This is a genomic window from Chitinophaga sp. sic0106 (assembly GCF_019219075.1).
In the GTDB taxonomy this organism is placed as follows: Bacteria; Bacteroidota; Bacteroidia; order Chitinophagales; family Chitinophagaceae; genus Chitinophaga.
In genome coordinates this window covers 166,683-190,436 of record NZ_JAHUWJ010000005.1, presented here as the reverse complement: position 1 = coordinate 190,436, position 23,754 = coordinate 166,683, and the positions used below count along the sequence as shown (strand labels likewise).

Annotated in this window: 18 protein-coding genes; 10 read left to right on the top strand and 8 right to left on the bottom strand. The window is 49.8% G+C overall.

The features are described from left to right. Positions 1–9: 9 nt before the first annotated feature. On the bottom strand, positions 10–3,078 hold the full coding sequence (locus KW844_RS09750) for a TonB-dependent receptor (RefSeq protein WP_218376534.1): 3,069 nt from the start codon (positions 3,076–3,078) through the stop codon (positions 10–12). 786 nt (positions 3,079–3,864) lie between these two features. Between KW844_RS09750 and KW844_RS09745 the strand changes: the two genes are divergently transcribed. From KW844_RS09745 to KW844_RS09725, 5 genes are all read left to right on the top strand, one after another. Beyond that, complete coding sequence (locus KW844_RS09745) at positions 3,865–4,908, top strand: LacI family DNA-binding transcriptional regulator (protein WP_218376533.1); 1,044 nt, start codon at positions 3,865–3,867, stop codon at positions 4,906–4,908. Positions 4,909–5,172: 264 nt separating this feature from the next. Continuing rightward, positions 5,173–7,311: an alpha-glucuronidase family glycosyl hydrolase gene (locus KW844_RS09740; protein WP_218376532.1), complete on the top strand. Its 2,139-nt coding sequence runs from the start codon at positions 5,173–5,175 to the stop codon at positions 7,309–7,311. A gap of 16 nt (positions 7,312–7,327) precedes the next feature. Next, positions 7,328–8,077: an SDR family NAD(P)-dependent oxidoreductase gene (locus tag KW844_RS09735; protein ID WP_218376531.1), complete on the top strand. Its 750-nt coding sequence runs from the start codon at positions 7,328–7,330 to the stop codon at positions 8,075–8,077. Positions 8,078–8,154: 77 nt separating this feature from the next. Then, positions 8,155–10,065: a sialate O-acetylesterase gene (locus tag KW844_RS09730; RefSeq protein ID WP_218376530.1), complete on the top strand. Its 1,911-nt coding sequence runs from the start codon at positions 8,155–8,157 to the stop codon at positions 10,063–10,065. 132 nt (positions 10,066–10,197) lie between these two features. After that, complete coding sequence (locus KW844_RS09725) at positions 10,198–10,719, top strand: GNAT family N-acetyltransferase (protein WP_218376529.1); 522 nt, start codon at positions 10,198–10,200, stop codon at positions 10,717–10,719. A gap of 113 nt (positions 10,720–10,832) precedes the next feature. Here KW844_RS09725 and KW844_RS09720 read toward each other — a convergent pair whose 3' ends face one another. The 4 genes from KW844_RS09720 to KW844_RS09705 form a co-directional block, all read right to left on the bottom strand. Beyond that, positions 10,833–11,630, bottom strand: coding sequence for an FkbM family methyltransferase (locus KW844_RS09720; protein WP_218376528.1), 798 nt, complete (start codon positions 11,628–11,630; stop codon positions 10,833–10,835). A 139-nt stretch (positions 11,631–11,769) separates the two neighbouring features. Next, positions 11,770–13,197, bottom strand: coding sequence for a serine hydrolase (locus KW844_RS09715; protein WP_218376527.1), 1,428 nt, complete (start codon positions 13,195–13,197; stop codon positions 11,770–11,772). A gap of 210 nt (positions 13,198–13,407) precedes the next feature. Further along, on the bottom strand, positions 13,408–14,403 hold the full coding sequence (locus KW844_RS09710) for a phosphotransferase enzyme family protein (RefSeq protein WP_218376526.1): 996 nt from the start codon (positions 14,401–14,403) through the stop codon (positions 13,408–13,410). 98 nt (positions 14,404–14,501) lie between these two features. Continuing rightward, complete coding sequence (locus tag KW844_RS09705; RefSeq protein ID WP_218376525.1) at positions 14,502–15,596, bottom strand: zinc-binding dehydrogenase; 1,095 nt, start codon at positions 15,594–15,596, stop codon at positions 14,502–14,504. 248 nt (positions 15,597–15,844) lie between these two features. Between KW844_RS09705 and KW844_RS09700 the strand changes: the two genes are divergently transcribed. From KW844_RS09700 to KW844_RS09690, 3 genes are read left to right on the top strand one after another with little or no spacing between them, the layout of a single operon-like run. Next, the gene (locus KW844_RS09700; RefSeq protein WP_218376524.1) at positions 15,845–17,107 is read left to right on the top strand and encodes an MFS transporter; all 1,263 of its coding nucleotides are present in this window, start codon (positions 15,845–15,847) and stop codon (positions 17,105–17,107) included. Further along, complete coding sequence (locus KW844_RS09695; RefSeq protein WP_218376523.1) at positions 17,104–17,781, top strand: phosphonatase-like hydrolase; 678 nt, start codon at positions 17,104–17,106, stop codon at positions 17,779–17,781. The genes KW844_RS09700 and KW844_RS09695 overlap by 4 nt, the downstream gene beginning before the upstream one ends. A 14-nt stretch (positions 17,782–17,795) precedes the next feature. Next, positions 17,796–18,701, top strand: coding sequence for an alkaline phosphatase family protein (locus KW844_RS09690; RefSeq protein WP_218376522.1), 906 nt, complete (start codon positions 17,796–17,798; stop codon positions 18,699–18,701). 162 nt (positions 18,702–18,863) lie between these two features. Here KW844_RS09690 and KW844_RS09685 read toward each other — a convergent pair whose 3' ends face one another. Further along, a complete protein-coding gene (locus KW844_RS09685; protein WP_218376521.1) occupies positions 18,864–19,976 on the bottom strand; it encodes an acyltransferase in 1,113 nt (370 codons plus the stop codon). Positions 19,977–20,110: 134 nt separating this feature from the next. Between KW844_RS09685 and KW844_RS09680 the strand changes: the two genes are divergently transcribed. Beyond that, a complete protein-coding gene (locus tag KW844_RS09680) occupies positions 20,111–21,778 on the top strand; it encodes an ATP-binding protein (RefSeq protein WP_218376520.1) in 1,668 nt (555 codons plus the stop codon). A gap of 44 nt (positions 21,779–21,822) precedes the next feature. Here KW844_RS09680 and KW844_RS09675 read toward each other — a convergent pair whose 3' ends face one another. Then, positions 21,823–22,236, bottom strand: coding sequence for a response regulator (locus KW844_RS09675; RefSeq protein WP_218376519.1), 414 nt, complete (start codon positions 22,234–22,236; stop codon positions 21,823–21,825). A gap of 226 nt (positions 22,237–22,462) precedes the next feature. Continuing rightward, a complete protein-coding gene (locus KW844_RS09670) occupies positions 22,463–22,882 on the bottom strand; it encodes a hypothetical protein (protein ID WP_218376518.1) in 420 nt (139 codons plus the stop codon). Between the two features lie 154 nt (positions 22,883–23,036). Between KW844_RS09670 and KW844_RS09665 the strand changes: the two genes are divergently transcribed. Continuing rightward, positions 23,037–23,753 carry an SMI1/KNR4 family protein gene (locus KW844_RS09665; protein ID WP_218376517.1) on the top strand — a complete coding sequence of 239 codons (717 nt, stop codon included), beginning with the start codon at positions 23,037–23,039 and terminating at the stop codon, positions 23,751–23,753. The last annotated feature ends 1 nt before the right edge of the window (position 23,754 follow it).

Sequence of the window (23,754 nt, the reverse complement as noted above, 5' to 3'; positions counted from 1 at the left end):
GTAGTGGAATTAGTAAATGATTCTCAGTCCTGCGGTGAAGGCTCTGAGTACGGGTCTGCCGTTGGTGGTGAGTCCCATTGGTGTACCATCGGCCTGATTGGCTTCAGGGTCCCAGCCTTCCCATTTGGTCCAGGTATAGAGGTTCTTGCCACTTACGTATAAGCTGATGGTTTGTGCTTTTAGTCGCTTCAGGAAATTATTGGAGAAATCGTACGAGAGCGATATATCCTGCAAGCGCACAAAGCTCCTGTTTTGCCACATGTTAGGCTCCACTTTGGCGTGAGAGCCGGAAATATTGCGCGGGTATTTACCGTTCGGATTGCTGGGCGACCAGAAATCAATGCCTTGGAGGTTATTGACGCGAATGCTGTTGTCTTCCCGGAAAAACAGTGGGTTATTATTTCCCAGGTAGCCATCCTTGCCACCCTGCACGGAGTTCAGGAAGAAGCTGAACGTAAAAGCTTTGTAGGAGAAGGACTGCGACAAGCTCACGCGGTACAGCGGCTCCTGGCGACCAAGGAAAATACGGTCCGCATCAGGTGTAACATCTTTATCATTATTCTGATCTACCACCCGCACAGTGCCTACGGGGAAGCCTGCCAGGCGGGTATCACTCAACTGATAGATACCGTTGGTTTGATAGTCATAGATGGAGCTGATGGATTTACCGATGAACAGTCCACTTGAAATCAGGTCATCTTCTTTACCATCGCCATTGGCATCCTGGCCGGTGAGTGAAATAATTTTGTTTTTATTCAGGGAGAAGTTCAGGTTCGCGTTCCAGGTAAAATCTGCCTTGTTGATCACCTGCCAGTTTACAGCAGCCTCAAAGCCGCTGTTGCGGATTTGTCCGAGGTTGGAAGTGATGTTGGTAAAGCCGGTGGTGGCAGGAATGGCTACGCTGTAGAGCAGGTCGTAGGTGTTATTCCGGTAGAAGTCCAGGGAACCGCTGACCTTATTTTTAAGTATAGAGAAATCGATACCTCCGTTCAGTCCTTTGGTACGTTCCCACTTGAGATTATCATTGCCCAGTGAGGCTACCTGCTGGCCAAATACGGTGCTGCCACCATCGCCATACACGTAGGCTGCGCCGGTGGTTACACGGGCAATAGAGCTGTAACGGGAGGTTTGGTTACCGGTAACGCCATAGCCTGCACGAAGTTTCAGGTAATCGATGGAGGTGATCGCTTTCATAAAAGGTTCTTCCGACATGATCCAGCCGAGTGCCAGCACGGGGAAGGTGCCGTACTTATGATTGGCGGCAAATCCGGAGAAGCCGTCGCGGCGCAGGATGGCAGAGAGCAGGTACTTATCACGGAATTTGTAGTTGATACGTGCCATCTGGTAATTGAGCGTTTCCTCCCAGGCATCAGAGGCTGCGAACTGGGTAGCGCCCTGCGACAGGTTATTGTAGCTGAGCGTAAGGCGTGGAAAGCCGGTAGCGGTGGCCGTGGTGCTGTTAAACTTACGGCCTACGGAGCCATAGAGCAAGGTGGCCATCAGGTCGTGCTGGCCAAATTTCTTTTTATAGGTAAGGATGTTATCGAACGTATAGTCGTAGTATTCCTGCAGGTCTTTGTAGGCCCTGCCGGTTTGACCTGCGTCGTATATGCTGGAATAGGAATGATTGGAGGTGCGGTAGTTGCTACCGAAGTTCATGCGGTAGTTGAGTCCTTTCAGGAATGGCAGGTCCATATCCGAGTAGATGTTGGCGAAGTAGTAGTTATTACGTTCGAGGTCATCTACCGCATAGGTGGTGAATGGATTGGGTTCCAGCGTATTCATGGGGAAAGGTATCAGGGTGCCGTTGGTGTCGTACGGTACAATCAGTGGCGTCATGCGGAGCAGACTACTAAACGATGGTTCTGCACCGTCCTGGTTTACAAAGGCTGCGGAGGAAAGCAGTCCTACCCTCCACCATTTCAGCGGTTGCGTTTCGATGTTGGCGCGGAGCGACTTACGTTTGAACTTATCATTCATGATAAAGCCTTTCTGATCTACGAGTCCACCGGACAGCAGGTAGGTAATACGTTCGCTGCCACCGGAGATGCTGAGATTGGTTTCCGCAATGGTACCGGTGTTGGTGCCGGAGCTGAACCAGTCGTAGTCGTTAGGTTTTAGTGTACCCGTTGGCGTTAGTATGCTGGCATCAGCTACGCTTTCAATTTTAAATGCCGGGTTGGGGGTGGTATAATCTGGTCCGGTAAAGGCTTTATCGTAAAAAGCTGCTGTGAGGTAGTCGAGGTAACCTGCGCGGTCGTAAGGTTTCAGGTTGCCGACTGTTGGGTACTGCGACGTATAGGCAGTAGAGAAAGCGATACGTGGTTTCTGGCTCACCTTTCCTTTGCGGGAGGTGATGAGGATGACACCGTTGGATGCCTGGGCGCCGTATACGGCGGTGGAGCTGGCATCTTTGAGTACATCGATGGAGGCGATATCATCCGGGTTGATGGAGGCGAGTGACTGTGTATACTGCACCCCATCGAGTATGATGAGTACGCTCTGGTTACCGTTGAGGGTAACGCGGCCACGGATGGAGATCGGTGGGGTACCGCCGGAGGCGGTGGCTACGCCCACGTTGAGGCCGGGCACTGTTCCCTGGAGGAACTGCGCGATGTTGGTGTTGGGAGCTTCGCGGAGTGTTTCCAGGTTTACGCTGGCTACGGCGCCGGTGAGGTCTGCTTTTCGTTGTGTGCCATAACCTACTACCACTACTTCGCCTATGTCTTTGGCGGAGGGCAGCAGGGTAATATTGATTTCCGGGTTATCCGTTACTGTTACCTCCTGGGTAATGAATCCCAGGCTGGTGATAATGAGTACCTGGCCTTTGGTGCCGCGGATGGTGTAGGCCCCTTTGGCGTTGGTGATTTCTCCGCGTTGGGTGCCTTTGATGACTATGGCGGCGCCGGGTACAGGTTCGCCGTTTTCGGCGGTAACGGTGCCGCGAACGTTTTTGTCCTGTGCGGCCACCTGGAGGGGGCTGGCCCATATGAAGGCCATTAGGAGGAGAATAGTCAGCATACGGCAATGGAGGGAGGTACGCCCCTGGATGCCGTGTGTGTTTGTAGTTTGTTTCATAACGTTACATGTCGTTTTGACAATTATATAAATGATAGAGTGTGGAGTTATTAGCTATTGAACGTGAAATGCTGTATGAGTTAAAAATTTGGATTGAACATAGCTGTGTCAGTACGCCGGTTTTATACGAACGCAGGTGAGTGAATTCACTACCTGTACAATTGCCATTGTTGGAACGAACGCACAATGGTGACATCTCCTTTGGCAACATTGCTTTTACAGTGAATGAACGTAGATGCAACACAAGTTGCTACGTACAAGGCAAAACCTTCCTCCACCGTGCGATGGCATGCAGTACCTGCAAAAACACAACCGGCATACCCATGAACGTGAAATGCATTGCGATACCATTACCACCGTGCGATGCCATGCAGTACCTGCAAAAACATAACCGGCTTGCCTATGAACGTGAAATGCATAGCGCTACCAGTACCGCTGCGCCGAGGCATGCAGTTCCTGTAAAAAATTTACCCGCTTGTTCATTACATTTTACCAGTAAACATTAATGTCCTTTTGACAATTATATAAATGGTAAACGGTAATGAGCGGATGATAATTCCTGGCAGTGATTTTCTGGTATTTTTCTGGTTGACAAAAGTTTAATCACCAATCGGGTCTTCGCTTCCCGGCTAAAAGTTATTTGGTTTTATTAGTTATTGAGCTATCAGCGTGGAACAATTTCTTTACTCTTCCCAACGAATATAAGAAATTTTTAGATTTACGTAACCGATTGCATTTTTTTATTCAAAAAAATTTAATTTTCTTTGATCTCTAAGCTGAAATATTATGGCGGAAGACCGGGAAGTAACGATATACGACATTGCGAAATACCTGAACATTTCCGCGGCCACGGTGAGCAGGGGGTTAAAAAACAATCCCATGATCAGCAAGCAGACCCGGAAAAAAATCACGGATGCCGCCACCATGCTGGGCTATCAGTCTAATACCTTCGCCAGCAGCTTACGCAGCCGGCAAACACATACGTTGGGTGTACTGGTGCCGCGACTCAACAGTCACTTCATGTCGTCTGTACTGGCTGGCATGGAAAATGCCGCCAACCTCCACGGCTATAACCTGATCATTGCACAATCACTCGAAGATGTAGATAAGGAAAAACGCAACGTACTCACCATGTACAATAAAAGGGTGGATGGCCTGCTCATCTCCCTCTCTGCCAACGCCACAGATATCAATCACCTGGAGCCGTTTTTCAAAAAGCAGATTCCGGTAGTATTCTTTGACCGTGTGCATAGTCACGCTGACAGCACCTGCGTGGGGATCGACAACTACGACGCCGCTTACCATATTACCACGCACCTGATCTCCCAGGGCTGCAAACGCATCATGCACCTGGGCGGCAACCTGTTGCGTAACGTATATAATGATCGTTTTAAAGGCTATAAAAAAGCATTGAAAGAGCACCACCTGCCCTTCTCTGCTGCACTGCACCTGGTCAGCAACCTCTCGGAACAGGCAGGCACCGACGCCGCCAGTTACATCCTGGAGCTGCCACCAGCCGAACGCCCGGACGCCGTTTTCTCCGCCAACGATACCGCAGCCGTATACTGCATGCTGGCCCTCAAAGCCGCAGGCCTGCGCATCCCGGAAGATATCGCCTTCGCCGGCTTCAACAACGATCCTATCAGTAAAGTGATTGAACCGAACCTCACCACCATGAACTACTCCGGTGAAGCCATCGGTAATACCGCAGCCACTTACCTGATCAACCACCTCAAAGGCAGCAATAACCTGCATGCCACCAATGCCATTACCCTCCGGGCCGACCTCGTCATCCGCGCCTCTTCGCTGAAAAAGGATACCGCAGGGTAAAATTTTTTGTAAAATAAACGCAACCGATTGCGTAAAAATATCTTATTTTAGTACAAATACCACGTTATGAACAGCAGCGCCGCCCGTCTTTTTTCACGCAAAGCAGCTATACGGTCCTGTTTCCCGCAAAGTTTGCAACAAAACACAAGTCTTTGCTGCTTACCTGCCTGGCTGCTTTGCGTGCAAAAAAGATCGCTCCTGGCGCCAAAGGCGCTTTTGCGAGTTTAAAATCATCACGACTCGTTGCCAGAAAAACAGACGATTATGAAAAGATTCCCGTTATTACTCCTTCTCCTCTTGCAAGCACTTTTAGCCTCTTCCGAAAATGGCTATGAACTCTGGCTCAGATACAATAAGGTAGAAGATAAAACACTGCTGCAAGTCTACCGCCAGCAACTCACCGGCCTCCTCATAAGCGGCAACTCCCCCACCATGGACATCGTGCGAAAGGAATTGCAAACAGGACTGCATGGTTTGTTAGACCACAGCATACCGCTGCACACTTCACCGCAGGCAGGCACGCTCATCGCCGGCACACCACAAAACGAGCCGCTACTCCGCAACACCGCCATCAACGAGCAACTAAAAAATGCCGGCAACGAAGGGTTTGTTATCACTACCTCCCTCATCAACAATAAGCCCTGCACCATCATCTCCGCCAACACAGATATAGGCGTGCTATATGGCACCTTCCACCTGCTGCGTTTATTACAAACGCAACAATCCATCACCAAACTTAATATCGTTTCCGCACCGCGACTCCGCCTGCGCATGCTCAACCACTGGGATAACCTCAACAGAACGGTAGAACGTGGTTACGCCGGTTTCTCCATCTGGAACTGGCATACCCTGCCCGACTATATCGACCCACGGTATATCGACTACGCCAGGGCAAATGCCAGCATAGGTATCAATGGCACCGTGCTTACCAACGTAAACGCCAACGCCACCATGCTCACCAAACCCTATCTTGAAAAAGCAAAGGCACTGGCAAATGCTTTCCGCCCCTACGGTATCCGCGTATTCCTCACGGCACGCTTCAGCGCGCCCATGGAAATCGGCGGCCTTAAAACCGCCGACCCGCTGGACCCCGCCGTAAAACAATGGTGGCAACAAAAAGCAAAAGAGATCTATCAATATATCCCCGACTTCGGTGGCTTCCTCGTGAAAGCCAACAGCGAAGGGCAACCCGGTCCGCAGGATTACCACCGTACCCATGCCGACGGCGCCAATATGCTCGCCGATGCCGTGGCGCCGTTTAAAGGAATCGTCATATGGCGCGCATTTGTATACAGCCATACAAATCCGCTCGACCGCCACACGCAGGCATTTGATGAATTCACGCCGCTCGACGGCCAGTTCAGGAAAAATGTAATGCTACAGGTGAAAAACGGCCCTATCGACTTCATGCCGCGTGAGCCCTTCCACCCACTGTTTGGCGCCATGCCCAACACCCCGCTGATGATGGAATTCCAGGTAACACAGGAATACCTGGGCCAGGCTACCAACCTCGTATACCTGGCGCCGTTATTTAAGGAAGTTTTGGAGAGTAATACCGGTAACGACTATACGGTAGCACAGGTGATAGATGGCAGCACCAGCAAGGATACACTTACCGGCATCGCCGGCGTAGCCAATATCGGCAACGATATTAACTGGTGCGGCCACCCGTTTGCACAAGCCAACTGGTACGCCCTCGGCCGCCTCGCCTGGGATCATTCCCTGAGCAGTGCCGGCATCGCCAATGAATGGCTGCGCATGACATTCACCAACAACCAACATTTTGTTGATACCGCCCAAGCCATGATGCTCGCGAGCCGCGACGTATACGTACAATTTACCAACCCACTCGGCCTCCATCATATCATGGGTACAGGCCACCACTACGGCCCCGCTCCCTGGGTAAATGATCAGCACCGCCCGGAATGGAATCCCGTATACTACCATAAAGCTGATTCCATCGGCATAGGGTTCAACCGCACCACCACCGGCAGCAACGCGCTGGCACAATACCAGCCAAAGGCAAGGCAGCAATGGGAAAACCTGTCCACCTGCCCGGACGCCTATCTCCTATGGTTTCATCATGTACCCTGGGACTACAAAATGCGCAGCGGCCGAAGCCTCTGGAATGAGCTCTGCTACCAGTACTACACCGGCGCTGCACGCACCGCAGCCATGCAGCAAACCTGGAATAAACTACAGCCCTATGTGGACCAGCAGCGCTTTCACGAAGTAGCCATGCTGCTCAACATACAACACAAGGAATCTGTCTGGTGGCGCAACGCATGCCTGCTATACTTTCAAACGGTTAGCCATCTGCCCATCCCCGCCGGTTACGAACAGCCTTCCACTTCACTGGAATATTATAAAAGCCTTCGATTCCCCTATGCACCGGGAATATAAAAACGGATTGATCAACATGACTACCATACCATCAAAATTGGCGATTGTAACAGGCGGAAGCTCCGGCCTGGGTTTCGCCATTGCACAGAAATTCGTGCAGCAGGGACTCCGCGTCATCATCGTTGGAAGGAACGAGGAAAAACTGAAAGCCGCCAGTGAAAAGCTCGGCAGCGCCTGCGAAGCCATCACCCTGGACGTGACGCAACTGGAAGCAATTCCCCCGTTTATTCAACAGGTGACAGCAACGCACGGCCCTATCGACATCCTCGTCAACAACGCCGGCGTGAACATGAAAAAGGAATTTACCTCCGTTACGGATGAAGATTTCCAACACATCCTGCTCACCAACCTGAATGCGGTGTTTTCGATGAGTCGCGAAGTAGTAAAGCACATGCTGGAGCAGCAAAGCGGCTGCATCATCAACATCAGCTCCATGGCAGCCCAATACGGCATACCCAAGGTAGTGGCCTACAGCGCCAGCAAAGCGGCCATAGATGGCATTACGCGGGCCATGGCAGTGGAACTCTCCCCGAAAGGTATCCGGGTAAATGCTATTGCACCAGGATTCATCTATTCCGAAATGACCGCCACTGCACTCAACAGCGATCCCGAAAGAAAAGCAAAAGTATTCAGTCGCACCCCAATGGGCATTATGGGTGACCCCGCCGACATCGGCGAGGCCGCCTGGTTCCTGGCCAGCGACGCCGCTAAATATATCACCGGTGTGGTGCTGCCTGTAGACGGTGGCAACAGCATCGGATTCTGAGTAAATATATCACCGATATAATGCTGCCTGTAAACGGTGGCAACAGCATCGGATTCTGCGTTCATTAATATCTCACCATGAAAAAATTCCTGTTAATACCCTCCCTGTTGCTAATGACACACCTGGGAGCCGCACAGGTAAAGCTGCCGCAAATACTGCGCGACAGCATGATCCTGCAACGCGACCAACCGGTTAAACTCTGGGGTACTGCCGCCGCCAACGAAAAAATCAGCATTGCCTTCAAAGGAAAAAAATACCGCACCACAGCGGATGCCCATGGCCACTGGCAGCAACTACTGCCACCAACCACCGCCGGAGGGCCTTACCAGATCGACATTACCGCCAGCAATACCATTCAGCTGCACGATATCCTCTTCGGTGATGTTTGGTTTTGCAGTGGCCAGTCCAACATGGTACACCAGCTGAATGTGCACGATGTCACCTACGCGGACGAAATTGCTACGGATAATCTTCCACAGATCCGGCAGTTCCTCGTGCCTAATGCCGCCAACTTGTTTGGTCCGCAATCCGACCTCAACAGCGGTTCCTGGAAACCCGCCACCAGTAATGACATCCGCCAGTTTTCCGCAGTAGCATATTTCTTTGCCAAACAACTGCATGGGCAATACAAAGTACCCATCGGTATCATCAATGCCAGCGTAGGTGGCACCCCTGTAGCCGCCTGGACCAGCACAGAAGGATTAGCAGCATTCCCTGCAGAATTGGCCACCATTGCGGGCAATAAGGACACCAGCAAACAATTGAAACCTTTGCCGCCAGCACCGGCAGTACAGGATGCAGGCCTTACCGCGGCTACCAAATGGTTTAGTCCCGACTTTCAGCCAACAGGCTGGCGTACCATCAATATTCCTGGCTACTGGGAGGATCAGGGCCTTAAAAATTTAGATGGGGTAGTCTGGTATTTCAGGGAGATATCAATCCCGCCCGGCATGGCGGGTAAGTCAGCGAAAGTTTTTCTCGGCCGCATTACCGATGCCGACGAACTTTATATCAACGGCGCAAAAGTTGGCAACACCACCTATCAGTACCCGCAACGCCGCTACGCAGTACCGGCTGAACTGCTGAAACCAGGCCTGAACCGCTTTGTGATACGCGTCAGCAATTACAACGGCAAAGGTGGCTTTGTGCCAGATAAGCCTTATTGCATTTTCGCAGGGAACGATACTGTAGACCTGAAAGGAACCTGGCAGTATAAAGTAGGCGCAGTATTTCCTCCTACCGCACCAGATGCCCCCAAACCGCCTACGCAGGCCATCATGCAGCCTACGGCACTTTATAATGCAATGGTAGCACCAGAAATCAATTATGCTATTAAAGGTATCTGCTGGTATCAGGGAGAGGCTGATACTTTTCACCCGAACGACTATACGAAACTATTGCCCGCGCTGATCAGCGACTGGCGCCGGAAATGGCAACAACCTAATCTTCCCTTCCTGTTTGTACAGCTGCCCGGATTCATGGATTACAACTACCTGCCAACGGAAAGCAACTGGGCGGCACTTCGCGAAGCACAACTAAAAACACTCGCAGTACCCAATACCGGTATGGCCGTGGCCATTGACCTGGGGGAATGGAATGATATACATCCTGACAATAAAAAAGATGTAGGAGAAAGACTGGCACTGTTAGCCAGGAAAATAGCCTACCACGAGGATATACTCGCTTCCGGGCCGCTGTATCTGTCGGCCGAAGCAACCGGCAATAAGATCACCCTCCGCTTCAGCGACACTGGCAACGGCCTGGGTACAGTGGATGCAGGCGCTCCTGCTACCTTTGAAATAGCGGGTGTAGATAAAAAATTCGTGTGGGCAGAAGCTAGAATTGAAGGAGATAAAGTGGTAGTATGGAATAATGCTGTCGCTGCGCCGAAGTACGTCCGGTACGCCTGGTCCGATAACCCGGTAAACCCTAACCTCATTAACAGCGCACATTTACCCGCTTCCCCTTTTGAAGCGGGCATAAGATAAGCCAGGAGCCGGTAGCCAGGTACTACCGGCTTTTTTTGTAAAAAACTGTGTAATCCCGCCAAAATTGAGGTCATTTGCGACCGATAAACAAAAATTCTGTATTATAGCAATCCTAAATAAAGGCACCGCCTCATGGAACATATTGAAATAAGAAAAGTCACCGCCGCCAATACAGCTACCCTGGCCAAACTAGCCAGAACAACCTTTTTTGAAACCTTTGCTTCCAGCAATTCCGAGGCCGACATGCAACAGTACCTGGACGAACATTTTAATGAAAAAAGCGTTGGCAGCGAAATCAATAATCCCGACTCCCATTTCTACATCGCGTGGGAAAACGACTCGCCGGTTGGATACCTCAAACTCAATACCGGCAACGCACAAACGGAGTTAAAGTCTCCCGAAACAATAGAAATAGAACGCATATACGTATTACAAACCTACCACGGTAAAAAGGTAGGACAACTACTATACGAAAAAGCCATTGCCGTGGCAAAGGAGCTCAACAAGCCCCGCATATGGTTGGGTGTATGGGAGGAAAACCCGCGCGCTATCCGTTTCTACGAAAAAAATGGTTTTGTGGTGTTCGATAAACACCCCTTCGTGCTCGGTAACGAACATCAGATAGATCTGATGATGCACAAAACCGTTCAGTAATTTATGTCTTTCAAACACTGATCTCTTCATGAGAAAAGAAATCCGGCATTAAATAAAACCTCCCGGAACGCGTACACGTCCGGGAGGCATTTATATCTCTCTATAAAAAAAAATTAAATTTTTGTAGCCAGGTAATTATACCGGTCAATACGCTCAAAGGCCCAGTGCGCCAGCTCACTCAGTTTATCATTCACCGTGTTATCATTATCGAAACGCTCAAATATAACACGCAGGTTCGGATACGTACTGATAAATGTACGTGCCCCTTCCAGCACTTCCGTTTCCATACCTTCCACATCCAGCTTAACCACGATATGTTGTGATGGTTGCAGGCCCATTTCCGGCAACAGATCGTCGAGTCGCACAATAGGAATATTCCCTTCAGCGCTGCTGTTACGGTCCACATAACTGGAGCCGGTCACAGTAGCCATCACATTGAAATTCACTTTTTCGGATTTGCTCCCCAGGCCACAGGCGTAGAGTTTCACCTTATCACCCGCGTTGTTGAGGCGAAGATTTTCTTCAATAGCTTTATAGTTCACCGGCTCAAAGGCAATACAATTCACACCCTGCGCTGCCAGCCATACATCATATTCACCAATACAGGCGCCGATATCAATAAATGTATCCAGCTTTTTAGCAGCTACCTGCTGGCGCAGGTAGTCACGCACCTGACGTTCGTATGCATAATTGATAAACTGAAAATCCGTAGTACCTCTCCTGATCCTGAAACGCCCCATGGCAGAGGTGGCGTGCCATTCCTGCTGACTGGGTTTATTGACCAGTACCATTTTTAGTGATGCGCCCAATGACTTCCAGTCACCATAACGCACATACTCTCCGAAATAGCTCAGATATTGCTTGTATTTTGAAATATTCTTCCACGACGGGTAGTAGGCTTCATCTTTCATATTGGGGATAATTTGTCTGTCAAGATAGCTACAAAAAATCACAAAATGAAAGCAAAATGCAGTCTGTCCGCCCTAACCTAGATAACTATACGAAAATATATCACTACAATTCAATGACTTGATAAATTTCAATGGCAGTTTACTGTTCCAATTGCTGCAGTACTTTCTTACCATGCCTGTTGTCCGGATTAAGCTCCACGGATCGTTGGTACATTTTTTTAGCCGCTGCTTTATCGCCGTTTTTCAGCAGCGCTTCCCCATAGCTGTCGTACGCATTCCAACTTTGCGGGTACAGGTCCACCACCAGTTTAAAAATAGCCATTGCCTCGGGTTGCTGGCGGGTAGCCATTAACCGGTAGGCCCAATCGTTTAAGTCGGTTTCCTGCGGGGTAAACAGCGGGTTATTTTTCTTTTTTTCCAGGTAGATGTCAAGGGCGTGCTGGTAGCCTTTGGCGTCCAGGGCCATGCGTAAGGTGGTAATAGGATCGCTCGCCGGTATGGCAGGATTGAAGTAGCCGGCCAGTTCATCGATGAAATCTTCCGGGTATGCGCCGGAGAGGTTGGTCAGCACTACTATCGCTATATCGTCTTCCGGATATACGAAAAACGCCGACCTGCCACCACCGGAGGCTGTTACAGCACGGTGTGCCGGACGCGGCTTGGTTACCCATCCCAGCGCCCATTGTGTAGGCTTGCCGTTGTTATATTTGCCGGCAGTCCAGAGGGTATCCAGACTTTTTTTATCAGACAGCAATGTTCCATGTTGCAGCGCTATCAGCCAGCGGGCAAGGTCCCCGGCGGTACTCTTAAGGCCCGAGGCAGTGCGGCGGAAGAAAGGAAAATCTTCAAAGTTGCGGGTCAGCTTTTCCTGTGGCAAGGGATCACCGTACAGGGAGTTGACATACCGGTATGTTTCTGCGGACGCCGGCACCACATCGTAAGAATCGGCAAACAGCGTACGCTGCATGCCTGCCGGCGAAAACTGGCGTTCCTGGTATACTTCAGCAAAAGGCTTAGCCCTTAGTTTATCAATAATTTTTCCCAGCAGCGCATAATTGGTTTGATTATAACTATACTGCTCCCCCGTTTTAAACTCCATTGGTGCGGCCATTACCTGGGTCCAGGCGGCCTGTTCACTTACACCTGCTCCTGGGGGAAGCACCCGCAGCACATCCGGCAGGCCGGATACATGGGTGAGTAATTGCCGGATGCTCACCTGCTGCCAGGCCAGGGGCAAACTATCGATATAGGCAGATACCGGCGCGTTGAGGTCCAGCAGGCCCTTTTCCACCAGCTGCATTACCGCCACGCCTGTAAACGCTTTGGTACAGGAGTTAATGGAAAATACGGTGCGATCCTGCACGCGCACACTATCTTCTACATTAGCATAACCATAAGATCGCAGGAACACCACTTTCCCATCCTTTATTACGGCCGCCTGCAAGCCGGGAATCCGCAGCTGTTGCATTTTGCGGCGTAAAAAGCCATCTGCAGTATTGGTTTGTGCTACAGCAACAGTGGCAATACCTGCTATCAATAGTGTACACAGTGATTTCTTCCGTATCATGCTTTTATAGACAACCCTTTCGCAGAAAAGTTGCTTACCGGCGTAAAACAAAACAGGCGATCGTGTGATCGCCAGTTAATTCGTTTTTTAGTCTCTCGGAAGCTGGTCCGGTCGCTGCATCTTATACTGCGTGACCGTGACCGCCAGTATCCGAACCCATCATCGAAAGCTATAACGGTATCGGCTATATTTTTTTAGGGAGACATTAACCTATTCATTGCCAGGCCAGTGCGTAGTTACCAGGTGCTTCATCACCCCGGTGTACGATTGGAGGAATGGCAGCTGGGAATAATTGATAAACTGATCATGTGTGGTATGAAAGCCCATGTAAAACAACCAGAAGCCCAGGCCCAGGTATGGCACGGCTTTCAGCTCACTCTCCGTGAGCGGGCGTATTTCCTGGTAAGCCTGGAGGAAAATCTGGTAAGCTTCATCAGCGGCAGCCTGCGTTTGGCGGCGATGCAGCACATCCAGTTGCAGGTGCATCCAGAAAGTCATAATATCGTTTACCAGCCAGCCCTCACCCATGAAATCAAAGTCAAAGAGGGTAACCTGGTCACCATCGAAATGGAAGTTCTTCGGCAGGAAATCAAAGTGGCAATAGCCGGTACTTACTTCGTGCAGACTTACCTGTGAGAGATAGTTGGCTGCTTTTTCGGCAGCCTGCTGAAGCCAGGCATAACTCTCCGGGTCTTCGGCAAACGGTGCTTTCAATCGCCGCAGCGGTTCAAAAAGCGTAGTCTCCAGGTCATATTTCCATCGGGAACCATCAAGTTCAAACGTAACCGCTACCTCATGGACGCGTGCCATCTCCCTGGCTAAATTTCTTAATTGCGCCGGGCTTAATATTTTCACTACAGTACCTGGGGCATAGGTGAATAATACCATATGCCGGATGCCTTCTATCGCTAATTCAGCATGTACAGTCCATGTCCCATGTGGCCCCTTTACAGGATGTGACACGGAAACTCCTTTCAAATGAAGCATGATCAAAAAAGAGGTTTCCTCACCAATCTGCTCCAAACTCCGGTGGCTATCCCGGTAAACTCTTAATATATACTTATCAGTACCCGATTCCACCAAATAGGTATCATGCACCCCTCGTACAAGTAGCTTACAGGTAACCGCCGGAAATCGATATGCTTCGGTAATGAAATCAGCTAAGGCGTCAGGACTTAGGGTGGAGTAAGTAGCAGGAAAGTACATATAGATTCAGTTGAGCGCGATGGAACAGCGAAGCTAATACAATAGTATGAATCAAAAGCAACATTCCTGTTACTTTTGATTCACCCCATATCATCCCGTTATTCGTGACCGATCCTTAACCCCACCCGTAGCGGCTTTTCCTGCACGGCATATTCAAACGCCTGCTGCGCCTCGTGCAACTCAAACTCTTTTTCTATGGCCTGTTCAAACGGATACTGCTGCCAGTTGTTTTCCAGGAAAGTCATGGCACTATTGAAATCTTCGAAGTTATAGTTATGCAATCCTTTGATGGTGATGAGTCGGCGGATCACCGATTCGGGATTTATCTGCAACGGACGCGTACTGAATACAGCTCCTATCCAAACGGCGATACCACCGGTGGCCAGGTAGCTCAAACCCAGCTCCATCGCATCCGGAGAGCCACTCATATCAAATACCACATCTATTCCTTTGCGTGGAAAATCTTGCAGCAGTGCAGCAATTACCGCTGCATCTTCTTTCAGGTTAATCACTTTATCAGCCCCAAACTGTAGGGCGGTTGCCAGTCGCCCGGGCGTTATATCCGCACCGATCACCAGCGCTGCCCCCGCGCTTTTGCACATGGCAGCACAGGTAATCCCCAGATGCCCCATGCCGGTGATAAGTATATTTTTACCGCGGATATCACCTGCTACACGCAAGGCGCCGGCCACCGTAGCGGTAGAACAGTTTAGCGTAGCCGCTACCGCCAAAGGCATACCTGCCGGTATTTTCAGCACCGTAGTATGTTCCCGTAGCATACAATACTGCCCCATGCCGCCATGAAAAATTTCCGCTCCCGCCGCTAAAGCATGACCGTATTTAAACAGCTTGTCCGCTTTTTGCGGCATTCCATTATGAGCATACCAGGAGTCCGGCTCACTGGAAAAAATGGTCCAGGTGATCAAATCCCCTACTGCTAACGGATTACCGCGCATGTCCACGCCAGGGTGCTCCGGCCCCAGCTCCAGTATCTCCCCCACTATTTCATGCCCCAGCACCGTGGGCGACAACTCTTTGCGGACACCACAAAAGGTATGCAGGTCACTACCACATATAGTAGTATACCTGTTTTTCACCAGCAACTCACCGCGCTGCAAGCTGCGCACTTCAAACGTTTCCTGCCTGAAATCCTTACCGGCAGCTTCAAATAAAACGACACGACCTCGCCTCATCTTTTTTTCGTAAAGGTAAAACGGAAAATTCCTTATTAAGAAATATATTTTCCTGTAAGGAAATTTTTATTTAAAAATATTAAGCACGGGATATTATCTAATGATTAACCGCCCATCAATAAATAACGATTTCTTAAACTGAAAAACAATAATTTTACTCCAGGGAAATTTAATTTCGTTTTAAGAAACTATATTTACACCCGGAAACGGAAAAACGATTGCTATAACGATGGCAATTTCCAGCTATTATGAACAACACTACCAGTGAACAACTACACAACCGGCAACGATGGAAAATGCTGCTGCTGACCATGTTCTGCTACCTGTTTTTTTATACAGGCAGGCACAACTTCGGCTGGGCCGCCAAAGAGTTGTCACAAGCCCTTAACGTATCCTACGAAAAAATTGGCTGGGTGAGCTTCGCCATGCTGATTGGCTATGCCATGGGGCAACTTATCAACGGCAACCTGGCCGACAGATGGAGCCCGAAGCATATGATCACCGCCGGCGGACTATTATCGGCCACCGCCAATATCCTGATCAGCTTCTCCGACTCCTTCACCATGATCCTCGTACTATGGACTTTCAACGGCTACTTCCAGTCCATGGCCTGGGCCTCCGGCAGCCGGATCATCGCCAACTGGTGGCCACCACAGCGCCGCGGCCTCGCCTACGGTATGTATACCATGGCCGCAGGCACCTCCTCCATCATTACCTATCTGTTCTCTATATTATTAGTGCAGGATAGCTGGCGAAACCTTTTTCGTATACCCGTGCTGTTTATGGCCGGCGCATGCCTCCTATTCTTTCTCCTGGTAAAAAATAAACCGGAACACCACACCCATACCGCAACAGCCAAACCTGCAAAAGGCGACTGGAAGCAGTCCTACCGCGTAGCACTGGCCAACAAACGCTTCCTGATCGTATGCCTGTCCATCGGCTTTCAGAGCATGGCCCGCTACGGACTCGTATTCTGGATTCCGCTGTACTTCCTCAGCAAATCCAATACAGACGTATGGATATCCCTGCTGCTACCCATAGGCATGGCCACCGGCGCCATCTCCTTCGGTTATATATCCGACCGCCTGTTCCGGTCTGACCGCATCCGCTCCATCGCCTTAGGCATGAGCCTGTGCGCCGCCGTATCACTGGTATTGTATCTCTTTCCCATGCACCAGCCCTTCCTGATAGGAGGATTTGTGTTTATGGCCGGCTTCTTCGCCTACGGGCCACAGGCCAATTTCTGGCCACTATCCCCCGAACTGCTCGGCCAGGCCTACGTAGGCACCGGCACCGGCATCATGAACATGTGCGCATATTTTTTCGCAGCCTTAGGCGAACCACTCATGGGCAAGCTGATCGACCATACCGGCAACAAAGGCATCATCTTCCTGACCGTAGCCATCATCGCAGTACTCAGCGCTGTTACCATCCTGCTTACGCGACTCATAAAAACTACCCCCGCAACGGAAGCACCCATTATTCAAACACTGGAAACTATAAATACATGATCCGATTAATTGTTTTTGATATGGCCGGCACCACGGTCAATGAAGATAACGTAGTATACAAAACCGTACGTGATGCTGTAAATGCCCGCGGCTTTGATTTCTCCCTGGAAGAAGTGCTGGCCGTTGGCGCCGGAAAAGAAAAATTACAGGCCATCAGATCAGTGCTCGCCCTGCGTAACATTGCTGACGAAACGCTTGCCCAGGAAATATTTGCGTCCTTCAATCAAATGCTGGACATAGCCTATGCCAGCCTGGATGTAACCGAGCAACCACAAGCCACTGAACTTTTCAAAGAACTGCACAGCAAAGGCATCCAGGTAGCACTCAACACCGGCTACAACAGGCAGGTAGCCGAAAACCTGGTGCAGAAAATAGGCTGGAAAATAGGCACCGACATCGATACACTCGTTACGGCATCAGATGTACCCAACAACCGCCCGCACCCGGATATGATCTTTCATGCCATGCAACAGTTAGGCATACACGATGCCGCCGAAGTAGTGAAAGTAGGCGATTCCGGAATCGATATCGAAGAAGGAAAAAACAGCGGCTGCGCACTAAGCATCGGCATCACCACCGGCGCACAAACCTATGAGCAGTTGTCGGACGCACATCCCGACTATGTGATCGACCAACTCATGGAACTCCTCGAAGTACTCGACCAGTTTAATTAAATAAACATTCCCGTATGAAACTGCGCAAACTCGCGGCAGCAGCCCTTGTAACGCTGCTGCATTTTACCACTTATGCCCAAAAGGCAGAACGTGTACTCATCCTGGGGCTCGATGGCTTCAGCACCGCCGGCTTCAAAACCGCTAAGCATCCGCATATCGACAGCCTGTTTAGCTCCGGCGTACTCTCTATCACCACCCGCCCGGTGATGCCATCCGTTACACTGCCCAACTGGACCAGTCACCTTACCGGCTCAGGCCCGGAGGAACACGGCGTTACCGCCAACGAGTGGACAGTTGCCAAACACCCGCTTGAACCGCTGGTAAAAGACGAGGATGGCTACTACCCTTCTGTATTTAAGCTGCTCAAGGAAAATGTAAAAGACGTGAAAACCGCTTTCTATTACAACTGGGCAGAACTGATCAACGCATTCAACAAAAAATATCTCGATGAGGTATCGTTCGAAGCCAACGATGCTTACACCGAAAATTACAATAAGGCGCTGGACTTCATGAAAGTCAACCGTAGGCAACCTACGCTGGTATTCCTCTACAGCGTACATACCGATCACGCAGGGCATAAGCACGAGTGGATGTCGGCCCCCTATATACAAGCCATTGAAGCTGCGGATTCCGCCATCGGCGACCTGCTCGCACGCATGAAGGCCGAAGGCCTGGATAAAGGAACACATTTCCTGCTCATCACCGACCATGGCGGTAAAGGCCACGGACACGGAGGGGTAAGCATGGATGAAATGCAGATCCCATGGGCGATTACAGGGCCGCAAATCAAACAGGCAGGACTGGTGAATATTTACAACAGCAATAAAAATACTTCGCTGGTACTTGCGAAAATATTTGGGGTGAAGACGTTGCCTGAATATTGGACAGGTATTGTTCCTACCGGAATTTTTAAGAAGTAAACCTATGCCGAAGGCATAGGTTTACTTTGGAGGGAAGCGGGCCGCAGGACCGCTTTCCTCCAAAGTAATAAAAACAAATTTTCTAACTACATACATAAAAAAACACCCTGCATGTCCATGCAGGGTATTTTTTCGTATAGTCATATATGTTATAGAGAGATATTAACCTGCCGTGGCAGCACTTTCCCGCTCCGGCTGCGCTACCACCCTGGTACGTGCTGTCAGCCACTTACGTACCGGTTCATCGTAAAAGCGCAGGGATACATAGCCCAGCAGGATAGCTGCTGCCGTTACACCCGTGGCTACCAGGTACATCTCCGCAGGGTCAGGCTTGCGGGCAGTCAGGTAGTTACCAAACAACCACACCATCCAGATATGCGTCATGTACAGCGGGTACGACAACCGCCCCGTAAACACACAAAAGCTCCGTACCCAGCCAGTAGCCGTAGTGCCGGCGCCTAACGCCAATAAGAATGGAAACACCAGCATCACCAGGACCATTTCCGTGATCCAATCGTTATTAAAGTGCGGGAACATAAATACGCCTATCAACGCCGCTCCCAGCAACAGAAAGTTGATGCGGTTACGGATGATCAGATTAAACCGGTAAACAGTTAATCCTGCAAGGAAAGAGAAAAATACACGGGCAAATCCATCTGTAAAAGTAGGTCCGTCCCAGCCGGTAATAATCCACCCACGATGCCGCGCCACCAGTGCTATCCAAACAGCACTTACACCAAGCATTACCAGCAGCCAGCGTTTGGGCGTACGTAACAATACGAGCGCATAAAAGATGTTAATGATATACTCCATCAGCAACGACCACACAGGCGTGTTGTAGGGGAACAAACCGCTGCCCCTGCCTGGCAGCCATGGAAATGGCAGCACCAGCAACGAGCATACGAAAGCCAGCACTATCTTAAAATAGCCTGCTTCGGCAATGGAAGCGGCGCCAATATATGGGTCCAGCAAATAGCCCAGCAGTCCCAGCACACTCCCTAATATCACCATGGGATGCAGGCGTATCAGGCGATTGCGGAAAAATGTTTTCAGCCCCAACTGAGGGGCCCGCTCATCGTAGGCATAGCCAATTACAAATCCGGATAAACAAAAAAAGAAATCTACTGCCAGGTACCCATGCCCGATCGGACTTTTGGTATAGTCAGGCACCATAAATTCATACAGGTGGAATACTACAATCGACAACGCGGCAATACCCCGGAGGCCATCCAGCACTTCGTAGTGCTGCCTTGACTTTAACAGATCTTTTTCCATAACGTTAGCATCTATACACGTAATATAAAAATCAGCCGCAGCATTCAAAAGATGGCGGCAAGATTCGATTACTATTGGTTAAAAATATATCGCCGCACGAGATCGTTAATAACCTATATTTATTGCAGATTCATATGGACGCATCAATATTTTTACAGGGAGGTGGAGAGATGGGCGCCCTCACCCGTGCTTATGACTGGAATAAACACCCGCTTGGCACCCCTGATACATGGCCCCAAAGCCTGCTTACAACGGTCAGCATTATTCTGAATTCCCGGTTCCCCATGTTCTTGTGGTGGGGCCCCGATCACTATCAATTTTATAACGATGCGTACCGTCCCAGTTTGGGCACGAATGGTAAGCACCCTTTTGCGCTGGGTCAAAAAGGAGCTGAGTGCTGGCCGGAAATATGGGCCATCATTCACCCGCTGATGGAGCAGGTACTGGCAGGCGGCGAGTCCACCTGGCAGGAAGACTCCCTCATTCCTATCTATCGCAACGGTCAGCTGGAAGATGTATACTGGACCTTCAGCTACAGCGCCGTCAGGGGTGATACCGGCCACATTGCCGGCGTGCTGGTAGTATGTTCCGAAACTACCCGCAACGTGCAAAGCTTTCAGCAACTACAGCTGTCCGAGCAGCGCTACCTTAGCCTGTTACAGCAAAATGCCAGCTACGCGCAGCGACTCGAATTAGCCCTGCAAGCAGCACATCTCGGGTCCTTTGAATTCAACCTGCAAACCGGGGAGGTTATTTGTAATGAGCAATGCCGTATACACCTGGGGTTACCGCCTGCCGCCAAATACTACCAATCTGAAATGGCGGATATACTTGATCAGGCGGACCGGGAAGAAAAAAAGGCTGCCTGGCAAAAAGCGGTACGCGAAAAAGATATTTACAGCGCCGAATACCAGGTAAAGCAAGCCGATGGCAGCATCCGGTATGTAATTGCCTCCGGCAATACCATGTGTGATGAAGCCGGACAGCCCGCAAAAATGGTGGGGGTTACCATTGATATTACGGAACAGAAATTGTTTACCCGGCGCTTATCGACACTGGTAAGCGAGCGTACCGCTGAACTGCAGCGCTCCAACGATGACCTGCTGCAGTTTGCGCATATCACCAGCCACGATCTCAAAGAACCCGTGCGCAAGGTGAAGGTATGGTCGTCACGACTCCAGCAGGATACCGCCAGTATCCTCTCGGAAAAAGGTACATTTTATTTAGGGAAAGTGCAGCACGCCACTGACCGGATTCAGTTGATGATAGATGGTATCCTGGCCTATTCCAGTGCCAGTTCCTCTGAACAGGTGATTACGGACGTGGACCTGAACCTGGTCATACAGCAGGTTCGGGATGATATGGAGATATTGATTCAGGACAAACAGGCCACCATCCATGTAAGTCACCTGCCTAGAATTCAGGGCGCTGCCATCCTGCTATATCAGGTATTTTACAACCTGATTTATAATTCGCTGAAGTTTGCAAAAAAGGATACACCGGTGGTGATTAGCATTGAAGCGAAGGAACAAACGGAGCAGGATAAAAAGTGGTTATCCATAACTGTAACCGATAATGGTATTGGCTTTGAACCGGAATATAACAGCAAAATATTTGTAGCATTTGCCAGGCTGAATTCTAAAGATGCCTATGAAGGCACCGGGCTTGGGCTGGCGCTGTGCAAGCGGGTTATACGCCGCCATGGCGGCACTATTACCGCGGCAGGCAAACCAGGTATGGGCGCAGCTTTTCACTTGTTGCTTCCTGTCACCCAGGAAAACAACAAGTTACAACACCTATAATTTTTTATTTTTTACGGAGAGATGAGTAGCTACCAGCAACAGTGTTACTTTACTTTATTAGCGACGGCCATGCTCAGCATATCCCCCGCTATGCGGCAATATTCAGCGAAATCATTCGGTTTCAGGTAATAAGCGGCTGCGCCGTTTGCCAGGCAATCGGCTACCATTTTTTCGGCCCTGGAAGTGCTCCAGATTATCTTCGGCACGTCATTCCAGGAGGGGAATTGCTGTAACGCCATCAGTGCATCCAAACCATTCATCAATGGCATGTTGTAGTCCAATACGATCAGGTCAGGATAAACGTCGAACACGCCTGCATTAATCCGGTCAATCAGCACTCTTCCGTTCTCGAAAAATTCGAAGCTGATTTCATCAGAAACCTCTGAAAAGGCTTCCTTCATCAGCACCTGATCGTCGAGATCATCATCTGCCAGGAAAATATGTACGGTGTTTCTCATACTTGTTCAGCTGTATTTACTTCAGTTTTACTAAATAGTTTAAAAGGATTCCTGGTGCATCACGAGTTAACCTTGCAAATATAGGCAAATTTAATAGTAGCGTCCGTTAGATTTTATCAGCAATAGCATGCACACCTGAAGTAATTGCAATCCCATCCGTGCAATATTACAATTTTAAAACGGCAAATCATTTTTTATGCTGCAAATAGGGAAACTCCCAATTGCTTTAACTATCGCCCGCAATAAAAGGCACCAGTATCCGCTCCACAAATTCTTCCACCTGCGGTGATAATAAACGGACAGCCTGATGCCGCGTGCTGTAATAATACACCGGCTCCTGGCCCGGCATAACGAGCAATTCATCGCCGGCATGATCCATCCAGAGTTCACCGATTTTTATGTAGCCATCCATACGTAGTACCATGCCGGCAAACGACAAAAGCAGTCCGCGCATTTTCAGGTAACTCACTGCGCCAAACAATTGCATCAGTCCGTTACTTAAACTTAAAATACTATGATGATCAGCGTCAATCGCTTCTCTCCTGATCACATCTCCGGTAATAAAATTTTGCGCAACAGCCGCGTGGAGAGCCGGATAGCGGGCATGCAGCTGTTCGAATACATCATTCACAAAAGGCTTTTCCATAGTGGGTCATTTCTTAAGATAGGTTCAATGGTGTGGATACCATACTTTAATATACGAATTTTCGTGTAACCGTTGCCGGTATCATTAATTTTTAATTATGATCCACGCCGGTGCATTTTGCTTACTTTTGACCTCCAACATTCTTACGTGATCCATGATGCAGCTACCCGCTCCCATACAGGAAATACTCACCGCAGCCATATGCCCGGGAGATATTTGCCTGCCAGCCTACTACCCCGTTTTGGACAGTTTTGAGTCACTGCAGGTTAGCTTCCGCACACATGGCCATACCGGCGAAGACCTTACCGGCACTACTTCCGGGCAGTGGCAACCTGGTTGGTATGTCATCGCACTTAATGGCATGGATGATCCATTTTTTGTAGATCTCACAGAGAGTGATGCAGACTATCCCGTATACTACGCGCCGCATGGCGCGGGCCGCTGGGATGCGGTGGTAGTGGCACCTGATGCTGCACAGTTTATACAACTTATGCGTGAACTGGAAAAACGGCATGATGACCAGGAAGCTACCCTCGCCTACCTGCGTGAACAGGTAGACGTGGAGCATAATGAGCTGTGGCAGGAAGTATACGCCAACGCGCAGGATCGCGGGGAAACAGCGGATGAATCAACGCCGGTGGACATGAGCGAATGGATTGCCGGCAGTATTGTGATAACGGAATTGGGACCAGATAAAATGAAGCTGATACAGCTGTTAAAGGAAACGTTGAATATTACCAATGCAGAAGCGCTGGCGCTCAGCAAAAAAAAGGAGATAACCTATAAACAAGGTTACCTCCTCCATCTCAAACCTATTGTCCTTCAGTTACAACGTATAGGTGCTGCCGCGGAATTCCGGGCAGACAATTAGT

Excerpts from the sequence above, each read along its gene's own strand:
- KW844_RS09670 (WP_218376518.1), bottom strand. The coding sequence starts at position 22,882 with ATGGAAAAGCCTTTTGTGAATGATGTATTCGAACAGCTGCATGCCCGC.
- KW844_RS09715 (WP_218376527.1), bottom strand. The coding sequence starts at position 13,197 with ATGATACGGAAGAAATCACTGTGTACACTATTGATAGCAGGTATTGCC.
- KW844_RS09730 (WP_218376530.1), top strand. The coding sequence starts at position 8,155 with ATGAAAAAATTCCTGTTAATACCCTCCCTGTTGCTAATGACACACCTG.
- KW844_RS09735 (WP_218376531.1), top strand. The coding sequence starts at position 7,328 with ATGACTACCATACCATCAAAATTGGCGATTGTAACAGGCGGAAGCTCC.
- KW844_RS09725 (WP_218376529.1), top strand. The coding sequence starts at position 10,198 with ATGGAACATATTGAAATAAGAAAAGTCACCGCCGCCAATACAGCTACC.
- KW844_RS09685 (WP_218376521.1), bottom strand. The coding sequence starts at position 19,976 with ATGGAAAAAGATCTGTTAAAGTCAAGGCAGCACTACGAAGTGCTGGAT.
- KW844_RS09695 (WP_218376523.1), top strand. The coding sequence starts at position 17,104 with ATGATCCGATTAATTGTTTTTGATATGGCCGGCACCACGGTCAATGAA.
- KW844_RS09700 (WP_218376524.1), top strand. The coding sequence starts at position 15,845 with ATGAACAACACTACCAGTGAACAACTACACAACCGGCAACGATGGAAA.
- KW844_RS09690 (WP_218376522.1), top strand. The coding sequence starts at position 17,796 with ATGAAACTGCGCAAACTCGCGGCAGCAGCCCTTGTAACGCTGCTGCAT.
- KW844_RS09710 (WP_218376526.1), bottom strand. The coding sequence starts at position 14,403 with ATGTACTTTCCTGCTACTTACTCCACCCTAAGTCCTGACGCCTTAGCT.
- KW844_RS09705 (WP_218376525.1), bottom strand. The coding sequence starts at position 15,596 with ATGAGGCGAGGTCGTGTCGTTTTATTTGAAGCTGCCGGTAAGGATTTC.
- KW844_RS09745 (WP_218376533.1), top strand. The coding sequence starts at position 3,865 with ATGGCGGAAGACCGGGAAGTAACGATATACGACATTGCGAAATACCTG.
- KW844_RS09680 (WP_218376520.1), top strand. The coding sequence starts at position 20,111 with ATGGACGCATCAATATTTTTACAGGGAGGTGGAGAGATGGGCGCCCTC.
- KW844_RS09740 (WP_218376532.1), top strand. The coding sequence starts at position 5,173 with ATGAAAAGATTCCCGTTATTACTCCTTCTCCTCTTGCAAGCACTTTTA.
- KW844_RS09750 (WP_218376534.1), bottom strand. The coding sequence starts at position 3,078 with ATGAAACAAACTACAAACACACACGGCATCCAGGGGCGTACCTCCCTC.
- KW844_RS09720 (WP_218376528.1), bottom strand. The coding sequence starts at position 11,630 with ATGAAAGATGAAGCCTACTACCCGTCGTGGAAGAATATTTCAAAATAC.
- KW844_RS09665 (WP_218376517.1), top strand. The coding sequence starts at position 23,037 with ATGATGCAGCTACCCGCTCCCATACAGGAAATACTCACCGCAGCCATA.
- KW844_RS09675 (WP_218376519.1), bottom strand. The coding sequence starts at position 22,236 with ATGAGAAACACCGTACATATTTTCCTGGCAGATGATGATCTCGACGAT.